The following is a 26,898-nucleotide window of genomic DNA, read 5'->3' as shown; positions in this document are numbered from 1 at the left end:
TGGAGATATAAAACTCCTTTACCCCATCTAGTTCATACTTGCGTTCCACCAGTTTAATAGCTCCACTGGTTAAATCAACAATTACAGACTCATCCACCTTGCCGGAAGCGGCCGGCAGAATGGTACGCTGCTTAATGAGGGCATTGTAGTGCTGCCCTTCCACCTGCTGGTAGAAGTGAGCATAGGCTGTTTTGTAGTTCATTTTTAAGAGAGCCACACTTTCCCTTCCATCAACAGAGCCATATATCACAATCAAATCTCCATTGGGAATGGCGGGATTGTGCCGCATCACCTCAAAAAACTCTGCTGCAATCTGCTTGGAACACTGCACAAAATCTTCCGTTTCCAGCAGCAAGGCAGGAAAAGTGGACTCTGGCAGAAAGGTGCAGTTCTTAACTGCATCGTTGGTATAGGCTTTTTCCAGATGGGCCAGCAGATAGTCCATGTCCTCCCCTTCCAGCTCCAGCAGCCGGTCAGAAAAAACCGGTGCGCCGCCGCTGGAATCCAGCACATGAACAATGGCCTTAAAAATTTGCAGTTCCATAGATTCTCCTTTTGATAATGTTTACACTATCTGCCATTATACCGAACTTTTTCTTGTTTGAATAGCCCATAAAGATACAAAAAGCATCTGGAATGCCCCAAAATCAGGACATTCACAGATGCTTTTTGTTAAAACGCTATGCCGAGTGTTTTGCTCGCTGCATTACTGCTTGGGACGACGCAGGAACATTACACCCAGGCCCGCAGCAGCAGCTACCACTACTACAGCAGCCACCACAATGGGCATTGCCAGGCCATTGGAGCTGGCATTGGCTTCCAGCTGAGAATCTGCGCTGCTTGCCTGGCTGGAAGCATCCTGAGAAGATGCATCCTGCTGGGCGCTTGCAGCTACAGAGCTACTCTCAGACTGAGAGCTAGAAACAGACTCAGAACTCACAGGCTCACTGGAAGAAGAATTGTTGCTGCCAGTGGTCTTGTTGGTGGAGGGATTTGCCCCAGTGCTGCCCTGAGCAGGCTGAGCGGTGGGGTTCGGAGTTGCCGTTGCCACAGTACCAGCAGCGTCGGTGGGTTTTGCAGTGGGCTTTGCAGTTGCCGTTGCGCTAGGAGCGTTGGTCGGCTTTGCAGTTGCCGTTGCACCAGGAGCATTGGTAGGCTTTGCAGTTGCACTGGGGGTAGCCGTAGACTCAACCGGTGCTTCAGTGGGAGCAGGGGTGGGTGCGGGAGCACTCTCTCCATCCTTCAAGGTTGCAGTGGTGTACTGCATGGTGGGATAGCTCTTGTTGGTGCGGCCGGTCAGCAGCACCAAATCCTTGCTGTCCTCCTCCTGGCTCATGCCGCCAGTGCTCAAGGTAACTTCCAGATAATCACCAGAAGCACTGGTGATTTCTACCTGACCCAAGTCTACAGTTTGACCGTTGAACAGTTTGCCATTGGCGCCTGCCACATACACAGTAAGCTCATTGGTTTCTTCGTCAAAACGGAACTCGTGTACGGTACCGGGCAGTTTTTCGTTGAACTTAAAGTTCACATCCGCCTGGCTCAGAGAACCAGCTACCAGATTCAGCTTCATCTGGAGCTGAAGGGCGTTCACACCTTCGGCGGCAGAGTCGCCATTGAGAGAAACGGATACATCTGCTCGATTCTCTCCTGTGGACTTGAAAGCAGTTTCTGCATCTGCAGCTGCCAGTGCCTGAAATGGGAACACCAGCGCCATAAGGCCAGCTGCTACCAAGCCTTTAATCCGTTTGTTCATGGAATTCTCCTTTTATTTGCGTCCACTGTTTATTCAGCGGTGTTTGCATCAATCACCAGCTCTGGCAGTTCAGAGGGAACTGTTGCCCAGTTGGAGTCACTTACCAAACGCTGGCCATTGTTGGTTTGTGCATCGTCCACACGATAAAGCTCTACACGAACCTTTTCGGGCAGCACAGCACTGTCAGAAATCCAGTATACCCAGCGACCGTCGGAAGTATTGGCCAGATCGCCTTCTTCCGGCACAGGTGCCAGAATAATCTGGCTGGACTCGCCTTCGCCGCTCTCGTCGTAGCCAACAATCTTGCCATCCTGATCGTACAGAATTACCACATTGAAGGCGGGGTTACCCTTATAGGAACCAGTGAACACAATGGAACCTGCGGGGATTACATCCTCATCCTTACCGCCGTACTTGTAGTCCTCCTTCAGGATACCCATGCCGTCTGCAAACAGCTCTACATTATCGCCGGTGGGACCCAGTACATCCAGTTCGGTGATGCTTACGGTCTGAGTACCGGTAAATACCAGACGCATACCCTCGGCACCGCTGGTACGCAGCCAACCGCCTTCGGTGGTGAAGTAAACGGTGGTGGAACCGGTGGTGGTGATGGTATCCACCTCAGTGGAGACATCTACCCACTGGCCCTGCTCTTTGAGCTGCACAGTGAACTGGCCTTCCGGCAAGGTGTAGCCTGCATTCAGGGTAAACTTAAAGCCAGTTACATCCAGTTCCTTGCCAAAGTTCATTTCGATGGTGGGCTGACCCTCAGACACGCTGCCGGTAAAGGTGGTGCTCAGGCTATCGTCCACTACCAGGTTGATGGCAGAGTTTACGGTGGGTTTGTTGTTGCTGCCAGGATTGAAGCCGTTGTCCGGATCATCTTCACCGGGAATTACAGTGCTGTCCTGGCTGGAGGTCATGTTGGTGGTTACGGTCCAATCGGTTTTGTCCTGGCTGCCATCGTGAGAAATCTTGATGGGCTCCAGATCCAAAGCATTGGCACGGTTCAGGTACTTATCAATGGCCACAACCTCGTAGGTAAATACTCGGTTGTTGATGCTGTTGATGGTATCGGTAAAGCTTGCTGCACCGTTTCCATCTGCCAGTACAAAGCCTACAGTCTGGCGATTTTCCTTGCCGCCGGAAATCAGAATGCGGTTGATTTCGTAACCCAGAACATTGCCAGCAGATGCAGGAGCAATGTCCAGTTTTACCTGGTTCTGGGCCAAGCCATTTTCCATGCTGCCCTGAGCCAGCTTCACATCTTCTGCACTAAGAACATCCTTACCCTCGAAGGTTTCGCCGTTGGGATTTTCGATGCGCCATTTCTGAGCGTTGTCATTTACATAGTAGATGGCACGCTCTTCCACAGGCCACTGATTCATGTATGCCTTGGTTTCCTCATTGGGTACCATGCCCCAGCGGGTAAAGAAATCAGTCAAATCCTTTTGAGCGGCAGCACTGGCCAAACGCATAAAGTTCTGGTCAGCATCGCCATTCAAGGTGAGTGCTACGCCGTTTTCCGCAGCCTTGGGAGCCTTGGAGGGGGTACGAGCATAGGTATCTACCCGTGCAAAGAACAGATTGGGCAGAACCTGGGTGTAGTCGGTAAAGAGCTTGTAGGGGAAGTAGTTGTCGTATGCCAAACGCAGCTGCCAGTACATACCCAGCTGGGTAAATACATCGGTGGAATGGCCAATTACGCCAGAGGTCACTTTGTTGTAGATAGCGCTGTAACCAAAACGGGTTGCATTGCTTTCGTAGAAAGTGGCCAGCTGAGAGAAGTAGTTGTTGGTAACCTCAGCCACAGCATAGCTGCCCTGGTTGATGTCATGGCCAATTTCGTGAGCGATACCCCAGCCAAAATAGTTACCCGACTGGTAACGACCCAGCTCATCGGCTACAACGGGCACGCCGCTGGCCAAACCGGGAATGGAGCCCCAGCCAATACCAATGTGGTTGCCGGAAGCGTACATGAAGGCACCTGCAAACATACGCATATAACGGATGTTGAGATGCTGGGAAGGAATGCGGTTGATGGCCTCTGCATCAGAATCTACCAAGCCCTTGTGCTGGTAGAACAGCAGCATCATCTGGTCCATAGCCAACAAGGAGTTGTTCAGCTTTTGGGCCTTCTGCTCTACGGTGCCAGTACCCAGGCCTTTCAGAACCTGCTCGGCAGACAGGGAGAACAGCATGGTATCGGACATCATTTCGGTTGCGTTCAGGATGCACTCCTGCTCGTTGTAATCGTAATGAACATTGCTGTTTTCGCTGTTCTGATGCAGCTCGCTATGCTTGTTCTCCAGGTCGGCCACATAGGCTTCCAGTTCGGTTACATAAGCAGTGATGCGTTCCAGTCGCTCAGCCTCGTCATCGACGCCGTACACATCCAAAGTGGGGATGTGGGTGCCGCCTTCTACGCGCACGCCGTAATCACTTACCTTGTTGCTTGCAGCATAGTAGATGTACAGCGAACCGCCACGCTCAAAGTCCTTGCTTACAATTGCAGGAATGGTAACGGTGTTTTCACCCACACGCAGACGGGCAATCTGCTGCACAAAGTTGCCAGACTCGGCATTGTGCTGGGTTGCAACCAGGTAAAGGTCTGTATTATCACCCATCTGCAGCAAGGGGTTGCCCACATAGATGGTAACTTCCTCGCCGGCAGCAGCAGTGATGCCCAGGGGCTGCCAGGGGTTCAGGCCGGTGAAGCCCAGCGACTTATCGGCATATCCGCCAATATTGGCACCCATAGCCTTCACATGCTGTACCTCGCCGAGAGAACCGCCTTCCTCAAACAACTTGATGGCACCATCCAGCTCACGGCGCAGAGTGGTGTAGTTGGGATGCTTCTCGCCGCTGTTTGCGTCGGGAGTTTCCAGACGGTCGGACAGCTTGTTCAGGTCATCTCTGGTTACATCGGTGCGCAGAGTGGTGTGGTATGCATCGGAATACAGGCCCATGATGTCCTCATAAATTCCATCATACCCATAGAAGCGCATCTCTGCAATTTTGATTTCACGAACCCAGCCGGTGCTGAAACCAACCAGAACCTTATCGGTTTTTACTTCACGCTTAAAGTGAATGTAACCGTAGCGGCGGCCGTTTTCGTCGGAACGCATAGAGAGGGTAAACTCTTTGCCGCTCAAGGCTACCATTTTGCCCTCTTCGTTCCAGTAGTAAATGCTTACACTGCCAACGCTGCCGTTGGTGGGCTCTGCAAAGCTAAAGCCACCCAGGGACAGTGCCTCATCAAACTCGGTCTTGATACCCCAGCTTCCCTGGTGGTACATTACGCCCAAATCCCAGTCGGGGCAGTAGTAGTAGGTACCCTGGTCGCCATCGAACAAGCCCAAAGCGGTATTGGTCTCGGTATCCAGGGGGCTGTCTACCATCTTGCTTCCGCCAGTTTCACCAGTGCGAACAACCGACTTGATGTGGGAGGCCAGCTCGCCCCGGTTGCCGGTGGTCAGAGTCAGATAGTCGGGCAGTTTTGCCTCCAGCAGAGTCTGAGTTTTGGCAAGAGAAGGAATGGAATTAGGACCATTGCCCAAATCGTTGGTGCCGTATACCACAACCTCGTACTCGGTTGCATCTTCCAGGTTGTTGATGCGCAGGCTGTTGCTCTTGATGTTCGCAGCAGCAGTGATGTAAGGCGCATCCTGGCCGTCGGCCTTCTTGCGGTAAAGTACGGTATATGTATCGGTGTCCTCCATGTCCTTCCAGCGGGCATCGATGCACTTGTAACCGCCGGTAACCTCCAGGTTATCGGGAGCAGCGGGCAGCTTAACTGCAATGGGCTTTGCAGTAATGGACTCGCTGTAAGCGCTCTTCCATTCGCCGTTTACGGAACGAACCCGAATGGTGTAGGTTTCACCGTTTACCAGTTTTTCGTTGTTCAGCAGCTTTACTTCCAGCTTATTGGCACTGGTACCAATTACCTGGGTTACATTAGAGCCGCCTTTTTTGGTGGGGCCTGTTACTTCCACCTCGTAACCGGTGACATTCTGCTCTGCTTTCCAGCTGAGGGTCAGAGTTTTGTCATCGGGTACAGCCTTCAGATTTTGGGGAATGTTCATTTCCGGCTCAGGAATACGGTTTTCCATGCCGTTCACGAAATCCACCTTGGAAATTTCGGCCAGGTTGTTGCTCATGGTCTGGGTAATGGTGAGCACAACACGCTTAACAGCTACCTGACCACCGAAGTTTACGGATACCACGCCATTGTTAACGCTAACAGTGGGCTCATTGCTAAACAGCGCAAACAGAGCGAATGCTCTTGCCTGCTGTGCTTCATCGAAGGGAATTTCCTTCGTGGTACCATCCACATATTCAACCAGAATGGTGCCGGCCTTTACCGCCGCCTGCTCGTTGCTTGCGCCGGTTTCAATTACGATACCGTCCATAGTGGTGTGTTCGCCGTTTTCCTGCTGGGCAATATCGAATGCCACCTCAACAGGAGCTGTTTGGCTGATTTCCTGCCCTGCAGCAGGTGCCAGGGTTACTGCCTCGTTGTTATTCAGCAGGTTTTCCACGCTGCCACTCTGCACCTCGGTGCTTTCTGCCACAGTCGGCTTGATGGCCTGGGTGGAGATGTGGGTTTCCACCGTGGAGAGAACCTGCTCCTTGGCAGTACCTTCGGCATCCACAAAGTTTGCTGCCAGATATTGCAGATCTACCAGATCTACAACACCATCACGGTTCAAATCGCCTTTTACAACGGTGTCTGCACTTTCGGTGCCAATCATATCCAGCAGTGCGGTGGTGTCTGCACTGTTCAGTTCACCATCGCCGTTTACATCGCCCAGCAGCAGCAGGCCGCCGTGAACGCTGTCGTTCAGCTTTACTTCACCAGTGTACAGGGTAATGCTGCTCTTGGTGGCACTCTTGAGCTCCAGCACCTGGGTGTAGGGAGCAAAGCCAGCAGCGTTTACCACTGCGGTGTAACTGCCAGGTTCCAGGCTATCCAGCTTCAGGGTCAGCGCAGCTGCACCGCCCTCAGCATTTGCAGACAGTGAACCGGTCACATCATAAGAAGTACCTGCTGCATCGGTAAGAACCACCTGAACAGGCAGATTCTGGCCCATGGGCATAGCCGCCTGGATCATTACCTCCAGCTGAGCGGAATTGGTGCCCACCACAGCAGATTCTTGTTGAGAATCATCTGCGTCCTCTGCTTCAACAAGTTCGTCGCTTACAGCCTCGCTGCTTGCAGTGCTGTCGCTTACAGCCTGGCTGCTTGCAGTGCTGTCGCTTACAGCCTCGCTGCTTGCGGTGCTGTCGCTTACAGCCTCGCTGCTTGCAGTGCTGTCGCTTACAGCCTCGCTGCTTGCGGTGCTGTCGCTTGCGGCCTCGCTGCTTACAGTGCTGTCGCTTACAGCCTCGCTGCTTACAGTGCTGTCGCTTGCGGCCTCGCTGCTTGCGGTGCTGTCGGACTGGCTGGTTGAGATGCCGTCTTCCATATCTTCACTTGCACTCTCTGCCGCAGCGTCAGAAGCCGCCCCTAGCAAAGGCAGAGTAACTTCCTGACTTGTGGCCAGAGAAGAATCGGTAAGCGCAATGCTGGAAACAGAACTTTCCTCATTTGCAGCCAACACAGGCATAACAACCTGTGTTGTAACCGAAACCAACATGGTAAACGCCATCAAATACGCAATGATTGTTTTCATGTTCTGGTTCTTCTATCCTTTCTGATTGTTTTCATGTTGCAGTTGTTCATCTTTTTTGATACACCTGCTAAAAGATCTCCACCAATGCACTGCAACGCATAGTCGCTGCACCTTACCAAAAAGCCACATCTTTTACATGTAAGAATCCAAATTGAAGTGAACTGGTGCAGTTTAATATTATAACAGTCATATTCTTATTTTTCAACGATTGAATGTTCACCTTTTGTTACGCTAGTCATTTTTAGACAAAACAACAAAGTTTTATGATATATCTGCAAAAAATCAGTCATTCTTATCCCATTATTCAGAGCCAGTCAGAAGATTTATCCATGCTTAAATGCGCTGTTCCACAGACTTTTAGTAAGCTCTCCTAATCCAAATGCAGTCATAGCCAGCAGATAGCTGCCGCCTATCAGCAGCATTCCCACCACAACCCTGAGTAAATCCCCTTCCAGTGACAGCATGCTCTGTACCAATCTGCCCAACGCCGCACAGATGCCAAACACCAGAATCGGTTGGATAAACCATTGATACCACTGGGTTTGGATGCCTGCCACCTTTTGAATGCGCAGAATGTTCAGCAGCGCTGCGGTGAGATTGGAGCAGAGCATTACCACCAAAAACCCCTTCATGCCAAACCGCGGCATTAACAACAGCACCAGTCCAATGCGCAGGGCAGAGTCCCATATGCTGTAACGGAATGTGGCCACATCTTCCCCCAACCCCTTTAAGATGGAGTCTCCCATGGCATCCAAATACATGGCAGGCAGCACCGGCGCCAGCACTGCCAGATACAAACCAATGCTTTCATCTTTGTAGAGCAATCTGGCCAGTGGCCCTGCATACAAGGCAATCAATCCCCCGGCCAGCACAGAAAACAGATTAGTAAGCAGCATAATGCGCCCTACCAGCCGTTCCAAAGCCGCTTTGCGCCCCAGAATATGGGCTTGAGTCACCTCCGGCAGCAGCAGGGTGGCCAGTGGCGTTAAAAACGAAAAAGGAAACAGCAAAATAGGCATGGCCATGCCTTTAAGGGCACCAAACTGAGCCAGGGACTGCTCCCTGCTGCCCAAAAAGGCAAGCAGACAGGCAGGCACCAGGGTGTTTTCCACCGTGTGGAGGGCACTGTCCAAACATTTGCCGCCTTCTACAGGAAGCAAAATTTTGCGGATGCGCTGGCCTGTACCCTTGGGCGGCTTTGGGTCCTGCTCTGCCAGCTGGAGCCGCTCGTCCTGTTTATAGTAAAACAGCATCAGCAAGCCCGAAAGAATCTCGCTCACGGTGCTGCCTGCCACCACTGCTGCGCAGGCATACCCCACACCCCATTCCTGTACCTTGGGCAGAAGCACCATTACAAGGCCAATGCGCACAACCTGTTCATACAACTGCGAGCGGGTGTTTGGCCCCACTCTGCGCCGGGCAAAAAAGTAACCTCTGGCAGCCGAAGATACCGCCATAAAGGGCAGGCTCACCGCCAAAATTTGCAGCGACAATACGGTGCGCACATCCCCCAGCAGATATTTTGCCGCCGGGTAGGCAATGGCCAGCTGAACCAGGCCACAGGCAAGGCCTATGCCTCCGCCCAGCCGCAGCACCTGCCCCATAACTCCCCTGGTATGGCCCTGGCCATCCTGGGCCAGCTCCTCTGCCGCCAGGCGGGTGGCGGCCATGGAGATACCGGATGTTGCAGCTGTGATAAACAGGCTGTAAACCGTATAGATTAACTGGTAGAGGCCCATACCCTCTGCCCCAATGCGCCCTGCAATGTATACCCGAAAACACATACCGGCAGCCCGCAGAGCTAACCCGGTGATGGTTAAAATCACTGCATTTTTTAAATAAATGCCCACTCGTCCCACCAATGCGCCCTCCTTTTGGTTAATTCTTGCTGTGGCATGGATATGCGGCGGCGTTATCGTTTTATGTTTGAAGGGGCAGTACGCTTTCTTTTTAAGCCAGAATATGCTAAAATAGGCTGGAACAAATCAGCTGGCCAGCCTGCACAGGCAGGATTCGCCGCTGTTTTTAGAGTTATTGAACGCAAAGGAAGTGTGTTACATGATGATGGAATCCATCCAGCAAGCAGCCCAGCTGGTACGCCAGCGGCTGCCCCAGGCTCCCTCCGTGGGCATTGTTCTGGGCAGCGGCCTGGGCGGTCTGGCCGATCAGGTGCAGAACCCCGTGTACATCCCGTACAGTGAAATCCCCGGGTTTGCTGTTTCCACCGCTCCCGGCCATGCCGGTCGGTTTGTGGCTGGTATGCTGGCAGGCAAATATGTATTGTGCATGCAGGGCCGCCTTCACTCTTATGAAGGCCACTCCATGCAGAGCATTGTGTTCCCCATCCGGGTAATGGCTGCTCTGGGCATTGAAACCCTGGTGGTAACCAATGCTGCTGGCGGTGTGAACACCGGCTTTTCCATCGGTGATTTGATGCTGATTGAAGACCATATCAACTTTATGGGTGCCAACCCCCTCACTGGCCCCAATCTGGACGAACTGGGCCCCCGGTTCTGTGATATGACTTTTGCTTACGACCCCGCCCTGCGCCAGCTGGCTCAGCAGGTGGCCCAGCAGCAGGGCGTAACCTTGCAGCAGGGCGTTTATCTGGGCTACATGGGCCCCAGCTACGAAACCCCCGCCGAGATTCGGGCATTCCGCACCCTGGGTGCCGATGCCGTGGGTATGAGCACTGTGCCCGAGGTAATCGCCGCCAACCACTGTGGCCTGAAGGTTCTGGCCATGAGCCTGATTACCAACATGGCCGCCGGCATCGAAAAGAAAAAGCTGTCTGGCGATGAGGTCATCGAAATCGCAAACCAGCGGGCCAAGGTATTGCAAACCCTGGTAAGCGGCATCATTCAACAGCTGTAACAACAAAAGGAGAGTAAAATCATGAGCGAATGTTCCCACGATTGCAGCAGCTGCGGCCAGAGCTGTTCCAGCCGCAAAAATCCTGCTGATATGCGCGAGGCCCCCCATGCCATGAGCAGCATCAAAAAAGTAATTGGTGTTGTAAGCGGCAAGGGCGGTGTTGGCAAAAGCATGACCAGTGCCCTGATGGCAGTGGAGATGCGCCGTCGGGGTTATAAGACCGCCGTTTTGGATGGCGATATCACCGGCCCCTCCATCCCCAAGCTGTTTGGCATTCATGGCCGGGCTATGGGCGATGAAAACGGCATTTGGCCCATTCAAAGCCGTACCGGCATTGATGTAATGAGCGTAAACCTGATGCTGCCTAACGAAGAAGATCCCGTTGTGTGGCGGGGGCCCGTGATTGCCGGCGCCGTAAAGCAGTTCTGGCAGGAAGTCATCTGGAAAGATGTGGACTTTATGTTTGTGGATATGCCTCCCGGCACCGGTGATGTTCTGCTCACCGTGTTCCAGTCTCTGCCTGTGGATGGCATTATTGTAGTTGCAAGCCCCCAGGAACTGGTGGGCATGATTGTGGCCAAGGCTGTGAAGGTAGCCCAGATGATGAACATTCCCATTTTGGGCATTGTGGAAAACATGAGCTATCTGGAATGCCCCGACTGCGGCAAAAAAATCAAGCTGTTTGGCGAAAGCCATGTGGATGAGGTAGCTGCCCGGTACGGTCTGCCCGTGCTGGCCAAGTGCCCCCTGGACCCCAAGCTGGCAGAATGTGCCGACCAGGGTACCATCGAAACCTATCCTGGCGAATACCTCTCTGGCGCAGCGGATGCCGTTCAGGCTCTGATGCCCAAAGCATGACGGAAAACGAGGCATAGCTTTTATGAAGAAATTTTTGACCGAATTCAAAGAGTTTGCCATGCGTGGCAATGTAATCGACATGGCCGTCGGTGTTGTTGTGGGTGGCGCTTTCAGCAAAATTGTTACCAGCCTGGTAAACGATGTGATTATGCCCCTAATCAGCCTGGCCATTGGTCAGGTGAACTTCACCAATTTGTCTTATGTATTCCACATGGCCGACAAAGATGTGGTACTGGCTTACGGCAATTTCATTCAGACGGTGGTGGAGTTTGTTATTCTTGCCTTCTGCGTGTTCTGCGCCATAAAGCTTATGAGCAAGCTGCGCTTTGAGAAAAAGGTGGAGGAAGCCAAAGAAGAGGAAGCCGCTCCGCCCGCTCCCACTGCCGAGGAACTGCTCACCGAAATCCGTGATCTGCTGGCCAGTCAGTCCGCCGGTTCCGGCGTGCCAAAGGCATGAGCAAGCAACCCTCCCACCAGCCTTCCTGGAAAGAGCTGATGCGTCAACACCTGACCCCCAGTTATCTGATTGGCTTTTTGCTGGTGATTCTGTTGATTTTTGCCGCCGGGCTTGTTTCCTGGCAGACATTTTTATAAGCAATCAAAAAGGACGAAATCAGGCGCAAATCGCTTGATTTCGTCCTTTTTATTTTGCTGTACAGCAAGCCCTGTTCCGGCTGCGGCTCAATCTACTCAAAATGTCGGTTCAGTACCCGTCAGCCGCCTGCATATCCTTTTACATTCATTGCCCGGGAAATTTTTCTGTGGATTTGCAGCTGCCAGCACGGATTTTCTCGGTTGTTTTGCAAAAACCTGCTGTCCTCAGGCAAAAGGAGCAAAAAAAGATGCCGCCACAACGGTAAGCAAACCTGCTACTGCAATGGCAAGGCTGCTCATGGCGCCTTCCACCGGGCCCATCTCCATGGCTCGTGCGGTGCCAATGGCATGGGCGGCACTGCCCAATGCCAACCCTTTGGCCACCGGCTCCTGGATGCGGAATAGCTTGAACACGGCATCTGCAATCACATTGCCCACAATACCCGTTATAACAATTACCGCCACGGTAATGGTAACAATACCGCCCAATTCCTGGCTTACGCCCATACCAATGGCCGTGGTAATGGACTTTGGCAGCAGGGTTACATACTGTTGGTGGTTGAGGCCAAACAGTTTTGCAAACACCCACACGCCCACCAGGCTGGACAGCACACCTGCCAGCAAACCGCAAATAACTGCTTTCAGATTCTTTCTCAGCAAACTGAGCTGCTCGTACAGCGGCACTGCCAGGCAGACCGTGGAAAGAGTAAGGAGATACGAGAGATACTTGCCCCCCTCGTTGTAGGTTTTATAGTCGATATGAAGCAGGCTGTTAACCCCAATCACACAGATGACTGCAATCAACAGCGGATTCAGGATAGCCAGCTTGAACCGGCGGCGGAGCAGCTGACCAATCTCGTATGCCACCAAGCTGATGCCTGCGCCATAAAACAGTGAGGTTTGCCAGAATTCATTCATTGCTGCTTCTCCTTTCCTGCCCGAATCACCCGCTGGGTTACCCGCCCTGTTACAGCCATCACCAGTACCGTAGTAGCTAGTACCGTAATAACCACAGGCCAAACAATGGGCTTTAAATCCGGCCATACATCCACCAAGCCTGCTGCCGCCGGGATAAACATGACCGGCATGATTTCAATCAAAAACAAGGCTGCCTGCCGTACCTGGGCCAGCTGAATCAGCCCGCTGCAAAGGCCCGCCAGCAGCAAAACCAGGCCATACACGCTGGCAGGCACCGGAAGCGGCAGCAGCATTCGCAGCAGCTCTCCTGCCAGAGAAATAAGCAGGATGATGGTAAATTGTCGTAACAGTTTCATTGCCCTTTTCACACTTCTTTGCTGTGGGATTTAAACTGGCAGGGCCAGTTCGCTGATGATTATAGTCCTGATGTGGCGACTTGTCAAGCCAGCAAGCCTTTTTTTTGCACAGGCCTTGCTGCTTAACAAAACCTAAACACGAAAATGAGGGCTGTGCCTTCTGCTAGATGAAAGCTTGCAAATGCAACAGCACCCCCGCCCTCATGGTGAGGATGCAGGGGTGCTGTTAGAACAGACTATGCTGCGCACTGTGCCAGAGCCAAAGCCCGGCAGACAGGCGGTTTATTCGGCTGTTTCGTTGAATGCCTTAAATGCCTTGTAGGCCATGTACACATCCAGTTTGGAGGTAATTTCAAAGGGAGAATGCATGCTCAGCACAGGAACACCCACATCCAGGGTGTCAATGTCATGCAGGGCCACATACTTGGCGATGGTTCCGCCGCCGCCCAGATCCACACGGCCCATCTCGCCAGTCTGCCATACCACACCAGCCTCATCAAACAGGCGGGTAAAGTAGGTCATTACCTCGGCGCCGGCATCGTTGGTGCCGTTCTTGCCCCGGGAGCCAATGTAGCGGGACAGTGCCACGCCCTTGCCTGCATAGGTGCTGTTCTGCGCATCGAATGCGCTGGCAAAGGTGGGATCAAAGGCTGCGGTCACATCCGCAGACAGGCACTTGGAAGCCTTGAAGCAGGCAATGCTGTCGGCACCATGAGCGGCGCACAGCTGCTGCATGAAATGGAATACATACATGCTCTGAAGGCCGGTGGTGCCGTCGGAACCGGTTTCTTCCTTATCGGTCAGTACGCAAACGGTGGTGAAGGCGGGAGATTTGGTCTCCATCTCTGCCATCAAAGCGGGGTAAGCGTCCACCCGGTCATCCTGGCCGTAGGCACCCACGAGAGACCGGTCAAAGCCTACATCGCAAGCCTTCTGGGCCGGTACAGCCTCGATTTCAGCCCGTACAAAATCCCGCTCGGTAATGCCGTACATCTCGTTCAGCAGCTTCATGGTCATCAGCTTGACCCGGTCCTTTACTTCCTCATCCTCATAGGGCAGTGCACCCACAAGAATGTTCAGCTCCTCTGCCTTAATGCCGTCAGACAGGGTGCGGGTGTTCTGCTCGGCACCCAGGTGGGGCAGCAGGTCGGTGATGCAGAATACAGGGTCGCCGGGGTTTTCGCCAATGCTGATGGTTACCTTTTCGCCGTTGGCTTTGTAAACCACACCATGCAGTGCCAGGGGCAGAGTGGGCCACTGGTACTTACGGATGCCGCCGTAGTAGTGGGTTTTCATCAGGGCCAGGTCGGCGCTTTCGTACAGGGGGTTGGGTTTGAGGTCAATGCGGGGCGAATCAATATGGGAAATGTTCAGGTGCATACCCTTTTCCATGCTCTGGGTGCCGATGGTGGCTGCGATGATGCACTTTTCCCGGTTGATGAGATAGATTTTATCGCCGGGCTGGTACTGCACACCTGCCTCAAAGGGCTTGTAGCCAGCCTGTACCAGCATTTCCTGGGCGCAGGTTACCACTTCCCGCTCGGTTTTGCCTTTGTCCAAAAAAGCCTTGTAGCCTTCACAGAAAGCATTGGCCTTCTGTGCCACATCGGCAGCGCTGTCCGCTGCCAGAGGTGCGTTGTAAAACAGCTGCTCGGCCAGCTGCTGACCTTTGGATTTTTCTTTGCTCATAATGTTCCCTCGATTTCTGCGGCAGCATAAAGCTGCTGGTATTTTTGAAATGCCTTTGTGATTTTGTACACATAGCGTTTCATCTGTTGGTAAGGAAAGGTATGTAAAACCTTTCCGTCACTGCTGTACTCTGTTTGGGCCAGCAGCTCATCCACCGTACCCCAGCCGCTGTGGTAGGCCGCAGCAGCGGTGAGCAGGTCGTTTTGATAGCGTTCCATGCACTGGGCAAAGTAGTAGGCCCCAAAACGGATGTTCACTTCCGGATTGTACAAATCCTTAAACTGCAAATCCTCCTGGGGTGCAATTTTGCTCTTAATCCAATCAAAGGTATCCTCTGTAATTTGCATCAGGCCCAGTGCATCCACATGGGAAACCGCTCTTGGATCAAAACCGCTTTCGGTGCGAATGACGCTGTACAGCACCAGAGGGTCGATGTTATTTTCCGCAGCATACTGCTGTACCAGACCCTGGTACTTAAGGGGATATGCACTGTAGCCAAGCTTTTTTAAGCCGGTAAACATAACACAGCAGCCCAGCAGCAACAAAGCCAAAAGGGTTACCGCCAGTTTAAGCACTCGTTTTTGGTTCATAGTGTGCCCTCCAACAATTTTGCAAGCACTGCATCGGCCTGGGCCAGCAGATGCTGCAAGGTTCCATCGTTGCAAATGCAAGCAGCACAGGCAGCCTTCAGCTGTTCCTCTGGCATCTGGGCATCCAGCCGCAGCCGGGCCGACTGGGGAGAAATTCCATCCCGCTGGCAGATGCGCTCCACCGACTGCTCCAGCGGAGCTGTAACCAGCAGAATTGCGTCGCAATAAGGCTCCAGCGGAGCATTTACAATGACCGCCCCATCCACAAAGAACAGTTCCCTGCCCTCCTGGCGGGCCTGCTTGGCCTGAGCCAGAAGGCGGCGCAAAATTTCCGGGTGGGTGATGTCCACCAGCTTTTGAGCACCGTCCGGCATGGCAAAGGCACGGTCAGCCAAAAGCCGCCGGTCCAGAACGCCATCCTTTAAAATATCGGCCCCAAAAGCCGCCTGCAGCTGTGCCAAGCAGGGGCTGCCTGGCTCCAGCACCTGGCGGGCCACCTGGTCTGCATCTGCCACCAGATGCCCCAGAGCCCGGTAATGGGCGGACACGGTGGATTTGCCGCAGCCGGAACGGCCGGTAATGCCGATGATTCTCATAGGTCAATCACCCGGAAGGCCGCCGCTCGCAGCAGCCGATTGTACACCGCCAAAGCCACACCGGTGGTTTGGGGGCAGCGGGCATATACCGTGCCTGCCCCCTGCTCGTCCAGTTCCCGCAGGGCACTAAACAGCCGCTGGGCCTGCTGTTCCGGTTGGTTTTGTCCGCCATACTCCACACAGGGCACCGGCAGCTGCTCTGCCTCCCCCGCAAAACAAAGGCAGAAGGTATCCGCCTCACGGTGGGCCTTCACATAGCTTGCAAAAGCATCCATGCTGCCCCGCAGGATGGTTACCTGTGCTTTGGGTGCGTAGTGCTTGTACTTCATGCCGGGCGAACGGGCCGCTTCGCCCTCTTTCAGCTGCTCCAGTACGGCACCTGCCAGCTGTACCGGCTGCCCCAGTACCTGCTCCATCTGTTCTTTGGTTACAGCACCGGGGCGCAGCAGCACTGGTTCGGGCCCTGCCAAACTTACCACGGTGGACTCCACGCCCACCTCACAGGGGCCGCCGTCCAAAATCAGCGGCAGACGGCCCTCCATATCCCGCCGCACATATTCGGCGGTGGTGGGGCTGGGACTGCCGGAAAGATTAGCCGAAGGAGCGGCCAGCGGCAAACCACTGGCGGTAATGACGGCCCGTGCCACCGGATGGCTGGGCATACGCACCGCCACCGTATCCAGCCCGGCACATACTTCGTCCGCCACCTGGGGGCCACGGGGCAGAATGATGGTGAGCGGCCCCGGCCAAAATGCCTGAGCCAATGCCTGAGCCTGGGGCGACACCTGGGCCACCAGCCCCTCCAGCATCTCCATGCCATCGATGTGAACAATGAGCGGGTTATCCTGAGGGCGGCCCTTGGCTGCAAAAATCTTGCCCACTGCACTGCCGCACCGTGCATCGGCTGCAATGCCGTAAACCGTCTCGGTGGGAATTGCCACTATCTGGCCCTGGCGCAGCAGTTCCGCTGCCTGTTCAATGGCCGCTTGATTGGCCTGTTTTACCTGGGTTTCCATGAGGGATTCATTCCTTTTCTGCTGCTTTGAGTTTTTCTGCCTGGTCTGCGGTGATGAGGGCATCCAGCACCTCGTCCAGATTTCCGTCCATCACGCTGTCCAGCTTATAGAGGGTCAGGCCGATTCGGTGATCGGTCAAACGCCCCTGGGGAAAATTGTAGGTGCGGATACGCTCGGAACGGTCTCCTGTACCAACCTGGCTGCGCCGGTCTGCGTCGATGGCATCCTTTTGGGCCTGCTGTTTTTGTTGCAGCAGGCGGCTGCGCAGCACCTTGAGGGCTTTGTCCTTGTTTTTGTGCTGGCTTCGTTCGTCCTGGCACTCCACCACCATGCCGGTGGGCAGGTGGGTTACACGGATGGCGCTGGAGGTTTTGTTGATGTGCTGACCACCCGCACCGGAAGCACGGAATGTGTCAATTTTCAACTCATTCATATTCAGTTCCAGGTCCACTTCCTCTGCCTCCGGCATCACTGCCACCGTCACGGTGGAGGTGTGAATGCGGCCCTGGGTCTCGGTTTCAGGCACCCGCTGTACCCGGTGCACGCCGCTTTCAAATTTTAGCCGGCTGTATGCACCCTCGCCCTGTACCGAAAACACGATTTCTTTAATGCCGCCCAGCTCGGTTTCATTCAGGCTCAGCACCTCGCTGTTCCACCGCCGGGCAGCGGCATACATGGAGTACATCCGGTACAGGCTGTGGGCAAACAGGGCGGCTTCTTCGCCGCCTGCTCCGCCACGGATTTCCACAATGACATTTTTGCCATCGTTTTCATCCTTGGGCAGCAGCAGCAATTTAAGCTGCTGGAGCAACGGTTCCAGCTGGCTTTTTGCCTCGGTGTATTCCTGCTGGACCATCTCCTTGAACTCTGGTTCCAGCCCACCTTCCTCCAACAGGGCACGGGCCTCATCACAGTTATTTTTCACCTGCTCATAAGCGTCCATGGCTTCCATAAGGGGGGTGAGGTTTTTATATTCCTTCATTAAATCCCGATACCGGGCATTATCGCACAGGACGGTGGGGTCCTGCAAGCGCAGATTCAATTCCTGGTAGCGTCTGCGCACATCGTACAGTTTTTCTAACATCGGTGGTTTGCTTGCCTTTCCCTGTATTCGTTGGGTGTGACCCTGGGCTCAAAGCAGCCCGGGACGCTGCACCTTTTTGATGTTTTTTTCGATTTTGGCCCGGGGCACCATCACTTCTCTGCCGCAGCCTGTGCATCGAATTTTAAAGTCCATGCCCACTCGCAGCACATCAAAACAGTTGGCGCCGCAGGGGTGGGGCTTTTTGGTAACAATCTGATCGCCTACCTGAACATCCATAAAAGCCTCCTGTTCCGGCTTTGCTGCCAGCAATTGTGTGCGGCAGACTGTGCCTGATACGGTATCACTGTAACAGTATAACACAACCGCCTGCAAAATGGTATTCCCTGCCTGCAAAAAAGCCTTGCCGAAGGCAGATGCAGACAGTTATCCAAAGTTTTGCAAATATCGGCCCCTGTTGTGGCATATAGTTTTATAGCAAGGGCCTATATGCCCATCACATTATGAGAAAGAGGATGATGATCCATGACGGAATATAAACCCGAATCCGCTTACCGGTGCGCCCAGGATTTGACCTTTGGTCAACTGGAGGAAGCTGCACGCACCGGAGAAATTCTGCAATCCACCGCCCTGGCTTTTGACCAGTCCAGGCGGCTGCGGATTCTGGCAGGGGGCCAGATAGTTATGATGGAGCCCAGCGAGTGTGCCGAAGGTCTGGCCGAGGGCGAAACCCGGCCCATCGCCGTTCTCAGCCGGGTGGGGCGGCCGGTGTGCTTTATGGTGCAAAGCGGGCCCCAGGGAGGTCTTGTTGTATCCCGCAGGGCAGCTCAGCAGCGTTGCCGCACCGAATACCTGGACCTTTTGCAGCCTGGGGATGTGGTACCCTGTGAGGTAAACCATATCGAGCCCTTTGGCGCTTTTTGCGATGTGGGGTGTGGCATCAGCGCCCTTTTACCCATCGACTGCCTGTCTGTCTCCCGCATTCAAAGCCCTGCGGACCGGGTGGATGTGGGGCAAACCCTATTTTGTGCGGTAAAAAGCCGGGATGAGCAGGGCCGTTTGGTACTTACCCTGCGGGAACTGCTTGGCACCTGGCAGCAGAATGCCCGGCAATTTTCGGTGGGAGATACGGTGGTGGGGGTGGTGCGCAGCATTGAGCCTTATGGTGTATTTATCGAAATCGCCCCTAATCTGGCAGGTCTTGCGGAACCAGCCGGCAACCTGAGCCTTGGCCAAACGGTAAGCGTATTCATCAAAAACATTCTGCCCGACCGGATGAAAATCAAGCTGGTAGTAGTAAACCAAAATCTGCCCCAGCCCATGCGCTTTCCTTTAATGTACCAGCAAACCAGCGGGCACATTAGCCGGTGGGACTATTCTACCCCGGAAAGCGGCAAGGAGATTGCGACGGTATTTGATTCACATCCTTTGACCAGCCCTTGCGTCTGAGAAGGATTGCCCTTATAATAGGAGCAGAATGTTTTGCGAAAGGATGTGTAGATTTGGCTGGAAACGCTTTTACATTTGGGGTAAAGCCCGGTGGTCTCACCGACCGTTCCGAGGTAAGTATTCTGCTTTGCTATCTGATTAAAACCGCCGCCCCCCTTTGCCGCCAGGACATTGAAAATGCCCTGCTGGGCGAACAGCTTGTGAATTATTTTGAACTGGCAGGCAGTCTGGCTGATCTGGAGCATCAGGGCCTGGTGGAAGTAAACGGCGACGGCTGTTACCGCATCACTCCCAAGGGCCTTTCCGTCACCGATGAGCTGGGGTTCGACCGCTTGCCCCGCAGCGTGCGGGAAACAGCCATCCGGGCTGTGGTACGGGCACAGCAATGGGTGCGCAAAGCCGCCCAGCACAAAGCCGAAGTAGTGCGCAGCAACGAAGGCTACACGGTGCACTGCTCCATCAACGAGCTGGGCAGCGAGGTGTTTGGCCTTTCGGTGGCATTGCCGGACGCCATGACAGCGGAGCTGGTTAAAAACGCCTTCATCGAAAAAGGCAGCGATATTTACGCCCTTTTGCTGGAAGCCCTCACCTCCCCCAATGACCTGGATGAGGGCACTGCTCCATGATAAAGCAGGGCCCGAAGCCCTGAACATCCTTTTCGCCTTGATTTCATACAAAAACAGCCTGTCGGTTGCTGTGCAAAGCACCACCGACAGGCTGTTTTTTTGTTGTAACGCAGCAGTGTCAGGGCTGTTTGCCCTCTACCACACCTTCGTGGCGCAGCACACTGTAAATGGTTTTGAAAAAAATCTTCACATCCAGCGCAAAGCTCAGATGCTGGGCATAGTAGCCGTCCAGCTTGGCTTTTTGCTCAATGGGAAGCTCGTCCCGGCCATGAATCTGGGCATAGCCGGTCAGGCCGGGCACGCAATCGTTTGCGCCGTACAAATCCCGCTGGGCAATCAAATCGTCCTGGTTCCAGAGTGCAGGCCGAGGGCCCACAATGCTCATTTCCCCTTTCAGAATGTTCAGCAGCTGGGGCAATTCATCCAGGCTGGTTTTGCGCAAAAAACGGCCAATGGGGGTAATAAATGCCTGGGGGTTTTCCAGCAGATGGGTGGGCATATCCTTGGGAGTATCGGTACGCATACTGCGGAACTTGTAAATCTGAAAATAGGTTTTGCCCTTGCCCACCCGCTTTTGGCAGAACAACACCGGGCCAGGCGAGGTAATCTTTATACACAAAGCCAGCACCAGCAGCACAGGCGACAGCAGCACCAGAGCCACAAAAGAGATGGATGCATCCAGCAGACGCTTGAAGAAACGCTGATACATGGTTGGTTCTTCCTTTCTTATGCGGTTTCGGATTTACAGTTGGTTTTGTGGTGGAAGGTGGGCACCATATCCACCAGGGCCTGCACCAGGTTGGAACTGTTGTTGCTGTAAGCGATTTCCTTGAGGGTAACCAGATGGTTAAAGAAGGTTTCGTTGTTCAGCTGCAAGGGTGCACCGATGTAGATTTTGCGGTTATCGGTTTTTTGCAGACCCTCCTCGTCCATCAACAGTTCCTCATAGAGTTTTTCGCCGGGGCGCAGGCCAGTAAACTTAATTTCAATATCCCGGTAAGGAATAAAGCCGGACAGTTTAATGAGATTTTCGGCCAAATCCAAAATGCGCATGGGCTTGCCCATATCCAGCACAAAGATTTCGCCGCCGGTGGCCATGGAGCCAGCTTCCAGCACCAGGCTTACCGCTTCGGAAATGGTCATGAAATAGCGCACAATATCCGGATGGGTAACAGTGACCGGGCCGCCGCAGGCAATTTGTTCCTTAAATAAGGGAATAACCGAGCCGTTGGAACCCAGCACATTGCCAAAACGCACTGCCGCAAATCGTGTTTTGCTGCGCTGTGCCATGGCCTGCACAATCATCTCGCACAGGCGTTTGGTGGCACCCATTACATTGGTGGGATTTACTGCCTTATCGGTGGAAATCAGAACAAAACGCTCCGCCCCGTAGCGGTCTGCCGAACGGGCCACATTGTAAGTGCCAAACACATTGTTCTTTACTGCTTCTTCCGGGCTGTCTTCCATAAGGGGCACATGCTTATGAGCCGCCGCATGAAACACAATCTGGGGCTGGAAATGTTCAAAAAGCGCGTCCATCTTTTTGGAATCACGCACCGAGGCAATCTGCACCTGCAAATCCAGCTGGCTGCCATAGGTGCGGCGCAGCTCCTGCTGGATGGCATAGGCACTGTTTTCGTAAATATCCACCAGAACCAGCTGCCGCGGCCCGCAGGAGGCAATCTGGCGGCACAGCTCGGAACCAATGGAGCCACCGCCGCCTGTTACCATCACCCGTTTATCCCGCAGAAAATCGGCAATGCGGCCAGAAAGCTGTACTTCCTCCCGGCCCAGCAAATCCTCCACCCGAACATCCCGGATACGGGAAGCCAAATCCTTGCCGTCGGTAATCATCTTAACGATATCCGGCAGAATTTTTACATTGCATTTGGTCTTGTTGCAGATGGAAAGCACCCGGCGCTTTTTCTCCTCATCCATGGTGGGAATAGCCAGCAGGATGCTTTCAATCTCGCACTGCTCCACAATTTCCGGAATATCCTCGGTGGTACCCATAATCTGAATGCCCATAATGTAGCGGCCCTGTTTTTCGGGGGCGTCGTCCACACAGCAGATAAAGATCATATCCGGGCTGGGCTTTTTAAACTGCTCGTGCAGCAGGGTGCTGGCGGCATCGCCTGCGCCAATCAGCAGGGTACGGCGGGCTTTGTTTGCCCCCTTGCGGCCCAGCTTCACATTCCGGTACATCCGGTACACCAAACGGGAGTACATGGTAACTGCCGCCGCAAACATGGCACTGAGGAAATATACCGAGATGGGCACCTGACCGCCTGTATCCCGAAAAACCAGCATCGAACTAGCCACAAACAGCCCAATGGCAATGGCCGAAGCGGTGCACAAACGAAAGAACTCCACCACTTCTGCATACCGCCACAAGCTGTCGTACATACCCATCAAGCCGTAGACGATTTCAAAGCAGCAGACAAACAAAAAACAGCTGGCTACCAGCAGGCTGGAATATTGCGTATAAGATGCCCGGCTGTTGATGAGCACCCAAGGGGCCAGATAGCAGCCAGTCAGCGCAAACACATCAAACAGCATTAAAATCTGTTTGCGAAACCGGCGCAGAAATGTGCCCAGTTGATTAGACAAATTGTATCACCAAACTTTTCTCCCTCCAGGCCGTTTGCAGGCGGCCCTTGAGAGGCATTTTCCGTTATGGTTCCCAGCGGAAAGCCGCATGAATCCACCATACTAATATGTTGTATTTTACACCATTTTACTAAAAGAATCAATCGCTTTCGGCAGATTCACCAGAATTGCGTGTGATTTTTTCAAAAACCGGCCTATTTTGCGTGCAGACTTGCAAAAAAACAAGGGGAAATCGCTGCATCTTTCCCCCTGGATTTTTTGCCATTCTGCTGCCCTGTAAACCTAAGTTTACACACATTCAGTCAACAGTATGCGCCTTTTTAATTGTCGTCCCAATGTGTTTATCCTGCCGCCATTGAGGAACCGGGCCATCGTCCCCCCAGTACTCCTCCATGGATGCAATCTTACCCTCTACAATCTGAATAAAAGAGGTTGCATGGCAGGAAACGCTGCCGTCTTTACTGTACACATGGGTGGCCGTGATGATATGGGTAGCGGTGGTTATCACCTGCTTCACCTTTCCAGCCCACTCACCTGGGTACTCGCAATTTGCTCGGATAAATTCCTCCACGGTAAAATGCTCGTTTGTGTTATGCCAGTTCACCCATGCATCTGGATGGAAGTATCTGCGAACGGCCTGTGCATCCTGCCGCAAAACTGCGTCCCAAAATTCTTTGATATTCATAGTTTTTTCTCCATAGGCAACACAAAAAAAGATTGATAAACAGGATACCACACACCGCCTGACTTTTCAACAGTTTACCTTGGCAGAGTATGAATGTTTCAACATTCCTTGCGGCTGACCCAAAGAACTTGAATTTCTGGCAGAAGAAATACTGCCAGAAAAAACAAAGAACCGCCCATCCTGCCAGCGGGCAGAATGGGCGGTTTGCAACCGAACAGAATGGTACTGCTTGTGCAAAAGAGGCTGAAATTACGCTATTACAAAATGATGCAGATGAGGCCGGAACAGCCTTCGTTGATGACCCGCTCCAGGGTTTCCTGCAATTTGCCCCGTGCCTCCTGGGGCATATGCAGAAGCTTTGCCTGAAGGCCCTCGTTTACCAGCTCGTGGAGACTTTTGCCAAAAATGTTGGACTGCCAGATGCGGATGGGGTCCTGCTCAAACTCCTGAAGCAAACTCATGACCAGTTCTTCAGATTGCTTCTCCGAGCCCACAATGGGGGAAATCTCGGTGTTGATGTTGGCCTTCAGCAGGTGGATGGAAGGGGCACTGGCCCGCAGGCGCACCCCATACCGGCCACCCTGCCGCATAATCTCCGGTTCTTCCAGCTTGAGCTCTGTAATGCTGGGCATTACAATGCCGTAGCCGGTAGCTTCCACCTGTTCCAGAGCGCTGCGGATTTTTTCGTACTCCCGCTTTGCCTTGGCCAGCTGGATGATGCAGGGCATCAGGCTGGCTTCATCGCAGATTTCCAGGCCGGTGGTCTCGCCCAATACCCGATAAAAGATGTCCGGATCCAGCTCCAGCTCCAGCGTGATGCGCCCGGTGGACAGCTCCATGGAGCGCACCCGGCTGCTGCGCAGATACTCACAGTTCAAATCCAGACTGTCTCCTGCCACATCCTTCATCTGGCTTACGCCCTCTGCAAATTGCTGCACCGCCTGGTATACCGACTGCTGCAGCCAGTGGCCGCTGTCCAGCATGGGCACCCATTTGGGCAAGGCAAAGGCAATCTCCCGCACCTCAAACTCATACAGCACGCTTTTGAGAATCTCCTCAATGCCAGCTGCATCCAAATCCACACAGTTTACCGGCAGTACGGTACGGCCATACTTCTGCTGCATTTCCTGGGCCAGCTGGCGGCTTTCGGGCCGGTTGGGCTCCAAGCAGTTCAGCAGAATGACAAAAGGCTTTTGAATCTGCTCCAGTTCCTGAATCACCTGGGCTTCCGCCTGCTCGTACCGCTGGCGGGGAATGTCGCTGATGGAACCGTCGGTGGTGATCACCAGCCCAATGGTAGAATGCTCCCGAATTACCTTTTGGGTGCCGGTCTGTGCCGCCACATCAAAGGGAATTTCGTGGTCAAACCAGGGGCTCTTTACCATACGGGGCTTTTCATCTTCCTGGTGACCCACGGCTCCGTCCACCATATAGCCCACACAATCAATCAGGCGGGTTTTAAAGCTTCCGCCGCCAGCCAGCTCCACCGTGACGGCAGTTTCCGGAATGAACTTAGGCTCGGTGGTCATAATGGTGCGCCCCGCTGCCGATTGAGGCAGTTCATCTCTTGCACGGTTTTTTACAGCCTGGTTGGTGAGGCGGGGAAGCACCAGTTCCTCCATGAATTTTTTAATAAAGGTGCTTTTTCCGGTGCGCACCGGCCCTACCACACCCAGGTAGATGTCTCCCCCGGTGCGGGCCGCAATATCCTTGTAAACAGTTTGTGTATCCATCGTGTGTATTTCCCTCCCCTCAAACCGTGCTGGGTACCAGCAGGCGTGCAGGCGCTTGCAGCGTCTGTTCTTCTAACTGATTGGCCCGAACCAGCTCAGCCGCAGGCACATGGTACTGCTTGGCAATGGCAAATACCTCCTCGCCTGCTTTTGCATAGTAGATGCGCAGGGCGATGTCTGCCTCGGTACTTTCCAGCGGACTGGTGCACTCTACCTGCCCCAGCACATTCTGACGGCAGCGGGCAAATACCAGGCCATTCAATTCCATCTGAGCCTTTACCACCGCCTGGCCAGCTTCCTTTTCCACCTGTACAGAGGCTACCGAAGGCCAGCATTCAAAGCGGTAATCCTCCGGCTGGCCCCCAAACTGCTGCGGGAACTGATACTCAAAAAGCTTATCGTAGCAATCCAGCTCGCCCAGGGAGTTGCGGCAAAGGATGTGGGCCCAGGCCCTGCCGCTGAACACCAGCTGCTGGTCCTTTTGCACCAGCTCCAGGCTTTGGGGCAGCACAAAGCAATGCAGCAGCTGAGCGTCCTCGTCCGGCAGGGAGCCTTCTACCTGTACCGCAGTGCTTTGGTGCAGCTGTTCCTGTAATTGCTCGCTGTACACCGGCTGCTGCTCCAGCTGGGTGTGGTACTGGGTGGAGAAGGCGTCTTCCACCAGGTAATGCTCCCCACTGCGCCAGATGCGCAGATGCAGCAATGCGGTTACGGTAATCCCTATTCCTTCTTCCGCCCCGGCGGCCGCCATGAGGGTGCAGCCGGTCATCTCTGCATAGGCAAAGCACTGACTGTCCTCCGGCACCTGGTCGATATCCAGAATTTGGTTAAAGGGCACCGCCTGACGGGCAGTTTGCAGACCGTCGCCGGCGCTGGTGCGGTACACCAGCTCCACCTGAATGCTGCCCTTGACCACTGCCTTGCCGGATACCAGTTTGATTTCCTCCACAGTGCCTACGCCAGTGGCTTCCAGCACAGCCTGGGGTATTTCGCCCAAGGCCAGGGTTTCCTCGGCAGTAATCAGCTTATCCAGGCTTACCAGAGAGCGTGCAGTGGAGATGGAGCACATCTTTTGCTCAATGCCGCATTCCGCCAGTGCCGTGATGACCTCCTGCTGTACCTGCGGGGTAATGCGGGCGGTAAGGCCAAAGGCACCCCGTACATCCACCCTGCGCTGGTTTACGGCCCGGCAGTTGAGATACTCCACCTGACCGCCTACCTGAATCTGACAGGCGCCATACTCCCCTTGCGGCAGTTCCATGGTTCGAGTAAAGGGAATCTTCTGCTCGGTCTGGCACAGGCTTTGGTCGTCTTCTGCCTCGTAGTACACCACACAGCGCAGATAGCCCTCGGCTGTGATGCGGCCTTGAGAAACCTGCTTTTGCAAAGTAACCAGATGTACCAGGCATTTTACAATCTTAAAAATCTGCGGCAGATAGTCTGGAATCAGGATTTCTGCTTCGATGGGCAGTTCTGCCTTTGCTTCACAGGCAGGCCCCATGGAGCACAGGGTATCCCGAAAAATTTTGAGTTCCATTGTTTCGCCCCTTTCGCACTTTTGTAAGGCATTTATATGAGCCGGGGCGGGTATCTATGCACACAAAACAGCACAAAACGGCCAAGAGCCCTTACAAAAAGGGCCCTTAGCCGTTTTGCTGGTTTGATTTGCCTGCCGGTTGGGCAAAACCCCCACCGATAATTACAGGCAAGCTCAGGATTCTTTTTTGATTTTAAACAAGGTGCGCAGCAGCCCTGCCAAGCATTTGGGGCTTTTGACTACAACAATCTGCATCTTCCCTCTCCCCTTTCTGGTTGCGTATTGCTACAGTAT

At 53.8% G+C, this 26,898-nt stretch carries 24 protein-coding genes; 6 read left to right on the top strand and 18 right to left on the bottom strand.

The genetic code is table 11. From position 1 onward, the window contains the following. From ACH2EM_RS08535 to ACH2EM_RS08520, 4 genes are all read right to left on the bottom strand, one after another. On the bottom strand, window positions 1-544 hold a 544-nt coding region (locus tag ACH2EM_RS08535; RefSeq protein WP_395151858.1), incomplete at its 3' end, for a nucleoid-associated protein. Window positions 545-706: 162 nt separating this feature from the next. Further along, the gene (locus ACH2EM_RS08530; protein ID WP_395151856.1) at window positions 707-1,756 is read right to left on the bottom strand and encodes a hypothetical protein; all 1,050 of its coding nucleotides are present in this window, start codon (window positions 1,754-1,756) and stop codon (window positions 707-709) included. A 29-nt stretch (window positions 1,757-1,785) separates the two neighbouring features. Then, on the bottom strand, window positions 1,786-7,431 hold the full coding sequence (locus ACH2EM_RS08525) for a fibronectin type III domain-containing protein (RefSeq protein ID WP_395151854.1): 5,646 nt from the start codon (window positions 7,429-7,431) through the stop codon (window positions 1,786-1,788). Between the two features lie 323 nt (window positions 7,432-7,754). Further along, a complete protein-coding gene (locus tag ACH2EM_RS08520) occupies window positions 7,755-9,290 on the bottom strand; it encodes a polysaccharide biosynthesis C-terminal domain-containing protein (RefSeq protein ID WP_395151864.1) in 1,536 nt (511 codons plus the stop codon). A 202-nt stretch (window positions 9,291-9,492) separates the two neighbouring features. Between ACH2EM_RS08520 and ACH2EM_RS08515 the strand changes: the two genes are divergently transcribed. From ACH2EM_RS08515 to ACH2EM_RS08500, 4 genes are read left to right on the top strand one after another with little or no spacing between them, the layout of a single operon-like run. Then, window positions 9,493-10,305 carry a purine-nucleoside phosphorylase gene (locus tag ACH2EM_RS08515; RefSeq protein WP_395151862.1) on the top strand — a complete coding sequence of 271 codons (813 nt, stop codon included), beginning with the start codon at window positions 9,493-9,495 and terminating at the stop codon, window positions 10,303-10,305. 21 nt (window positions 10,306-10,326) lie between these two features. Continuing rightward, entirely contained in the window at window positions 10,327-11,163 is an 837-nt protein-coding gene (locus ACH2EM_RS08510) for a P-loop NTPase (protein WP_395151852.1), read from the top strand. A gap of 22 nt (window positions 11,164-11,185) precedes the next feature. After that, window positions 11,186-11,620: a large-conductance mechanosensitive channel protein MscL gene (mscL, locus tag ACH2EM_RS08505; protein ID WP_395151850.1), complete on the top strand. Its 435-nt coding sequence runs from the start codon at window positions 11,186-11,188 to the stop codon at window positions 11,618-11,620. Further along, window positions 11,617-11,757 carry a hypothetical protein gene (locus tag ACH2EM_RS08500; protein ID WP_395151848.1) on the top strand — a complete coding sequence of 47 codons (141 nt, stop codon included), beginning with the start codon at window positions 11,617-11,619 and terminating at the stop codon, window positions 11,755-11,757. The genes mscL and ACH2EM_RS08500 overlap by 4 nt, the downstream gene beginning before the upstream one ends. A 225-nt stretch (window positions 11,758-11,982) precedes the next feature. On the opposite strand, the gene ACH2EM_RS08495 is transcribed toward ACH2EM_RS08500, so the two are convergent. The 8 genes from ACH2EM_RS08495 to ACH2EM_RS08460 all read right to left on the bottom strand — a co-directional run bounded on the left by ACH2EM_RS08495 (window position 11,983) and on the right by ACH2EM_RS08460 (window position 18,243). After that, the gene (locus ACH2EM_RS08495) at window positions 11,983-12,675 is read right to left on the bottom strand and encodes an LrgB family protein (RefSeq protein ID WP_395151846.1); all 693 of its coding nucleotides are present in this window, start codon (window positions 12,673-12,675) and stop codon (window positions 11,983-11,985) included. Beyond that, window positions 12,672-13,031 (bottom strand): CidA/LrgA family protein, encoded by a 360-nt coding sequence (locus ACH2EM_RS08490; RefSeq protein WP_395151844.1) that lies wholly within the window; start codon window positions 13,029-13,031, stop codon window positions 12,672-12,674. Before ACH2EM_RS08490 ends, ACH2EM_RS08495 begins: the two co-directional genes overlap by 4 nt. Window positions 13,032-13,313: 282 nt before the next feature. Next, complete coding sequence (locus ACH2EM_RS08485) at window positions 13,314-14,720, bottom strand: aminopeptidase (protein ID WP_395151842.1); 1,407 nt, start codon at window positions 14,718-14,720, stop codon at window positions 13,314-13,316. Then, window positions 14,717-15,310: a lytic transglycosylase domain-containing protein gene (locus tag ACH2EM_RS08480; RefSeq protein ID WP_395151840.1), complete on the bottom strand. Its 594-nt coding sequence runs from the start codon at window positions 15,308-15,310 to the stop codon at window positions 14,717-14,719. The genes ACH2EM_RS08485 and ACH2EM_RS08480 overlap by 4 nt, the downstream gene beginning before the upstream one ends. Next, window positions 15,307-15,906, bottom strand: a complete 600-nt coding sequence (coaE, locus tag ACH2EM_RS08475) for a dephospho-CoA kinase (protein ID WP_395151838.1) — start codon at window positions 15,904-15,906, stop codon at window positions 15,307-15,309. The genes ACH2EM_RS08480 and coaE overlap by 4 nt, the downstream gene beginning before the upstream one ends. Then, complete coding sequence (locus ACH2EM_RS08470; protein WP_395151836.1) at window positions 15,903-16,922, bottom strand: L-threonylcarbamoyladenylate synthase; 1,020 nt, start codon at window positions 16,920-16,922, stop codon at window positions 15,903-15,905. Before ACH2EM_RS08470 ends, coaE begins: the two co-directional genes overlap by 4 nt. Before the next feature lie 7 nt (window positions 16,923-16,929). Beyond that, window positions 16,930-18,006, bottom strand: coding sequence for a peptide chain release factor 1 (prfA, locus tag ACH2EM_RS08465; RefSeq protein ID WP_395151834.1), 1,077 nt, complete (start codon window positions 18,004-18,006; stop codon window positions 16,930-16,932). A gap of 48 nt (window positions 18,007-18,054) precedes the next feature. Next, the gene (locus ACH2EM_RS08460; RefSeq protein WP_395151832.1) at window positions 18,055-18,243 is read right to left on the bottom strand and encodes a DUF951 domain-containing protein; all 189 of its coding nucleotides are present in this window, start codon (window positions 18,241-18,243) and stop codon (window positions 18,055-18,057) included. 246 nt (window positions 18,244-18,489) lie between these two features. On the opposite strand from ACH2EM_RS08460, the gene ACH2EM_RS08455 reads away from it, so the two are divergent. Then, the gene (locus ACH2EM_RS08455; protein WP_395151830.1) at window positions 18,490-19,413 is read left to right on the top strand and encodes a S1 RNA-binding domain-containing protein; all 924 of its coding nucleotides are present in this window, start codon (window positions 18,490-18,492) and stop codon (window positions 19,411-19,413) included. 53 nt (window positions 19,414-19,466) lie between these two features. Next, on the top strand, window positions 19,467-20,039 hold the full coding sequence (locus ACH2EM_RS08450) for a DUF4364 family protein (protein WP_395151828.1): 573 nt from the start codon (window positions 19,467-19,469) through the stop codon (window positions 20,037-20,039). 118 nt (window positions 20,040-20,157) lie between these two features. On the opposite strand, the gene ACH2EM_RS08445 is transcribed toward ACH2EM_RS08450, so the two are convergent. The 6 genes from ACH2EM_RS08445 to spoVM form a co-directional block, all read right to left on the bottom strand. Continuing rightward, window positions 20,158-20,748 (bottom strand): sugar transferase, encoded by a 591-nt coding sequence (locus tag ACH2EM_RS08445; protein WP_395151826.1) that lies wholly within the window; start codon window positions 20,746-20,748, stop codon window positions 20,158-20,160. Window positions 20,749-20,765: 17 nt separating this feature from the next. After that, window positions 20,766-22,649 (bottom strand): polysaccharide biosynthesis protein, encoded by a 1,884-nt coding sequence (locus tag ACH2EM_RS08440; RefSeq protein WP_395151824.1) that lies wholly within the window; start codon window positions 22,647-22,649, stop codon window positions 20,766-20,768. A 298-nt stretch (window positions 22,650-22,947) separates the two neighbouring features. Next, window positions 22,948-23,334, bottom strand: a complete 387-nt coding sequence (locus ACH2EM_RS08435) for a nuclear transport factor 2 family protein (RefSeq protein WP_395151822.1) — start codon at window positions 23,332-23,334, stop codon at window positions 22,948-22,950. Between the two features lie 257 nt (window positions 23,335-23,591). Further along, window positions 23,592-25,067 carry a stage IV sporulation protein A gene (gene spoIVA / locus ACH2EM_RS08430; RefSeq protein ID WP_395151820.1) on the bottom strand — a complete coding sequence of 492 codons (1,476 nt, stop codon included), beginning with the start codon at window positions 25,065-25,067 and terminating at the stop codon, window positions 23,592-23,594. A 19-nt stretch (window positions 25,068-25,086) separates the two neighbouring features. Further along, on the bottom strand, window positions 25,087-26,604 hold the full coding sequence (locus ACH2EM_RS08425) for an SPOCS domain-containing protein (protein WP_395151818.1): 1,518 nt from the start codon (window positions 26,602-26,604) through the stop codon (window positions 25,087-25,089). A gap of 174 nt (window positions 26,605-26,778) precedes the next feature. After that, window positions 26,779-26,859 (bottom strand): stage V sporulation protein SpoVM, encoded by an 81-nt coding sequence (spoVM, locus tag ACH2EM_RS08420; protein ID WP_395151860.1) that lies wholly within the window; start codon window positions 26,857-26,859, stop codon window positions 26,779-26,781. Window positions 26,860-26,898 lie beyond the last annotated feature (39 nt).

The sequence above is a fragment of the uncultured Allofournierella sp. genome, from assembly GCA_944382705.1.
Lineage (GTDB): Bacteria > Bacillota > Clostridia > Oscillospirales > Ruminococcaceae > Allofournierella.
The sequence above is the reverse complement of the archived record's forward strand: the minus strand, read 5'-3'. Positions and strand labels throughout refer to the sequence as shown.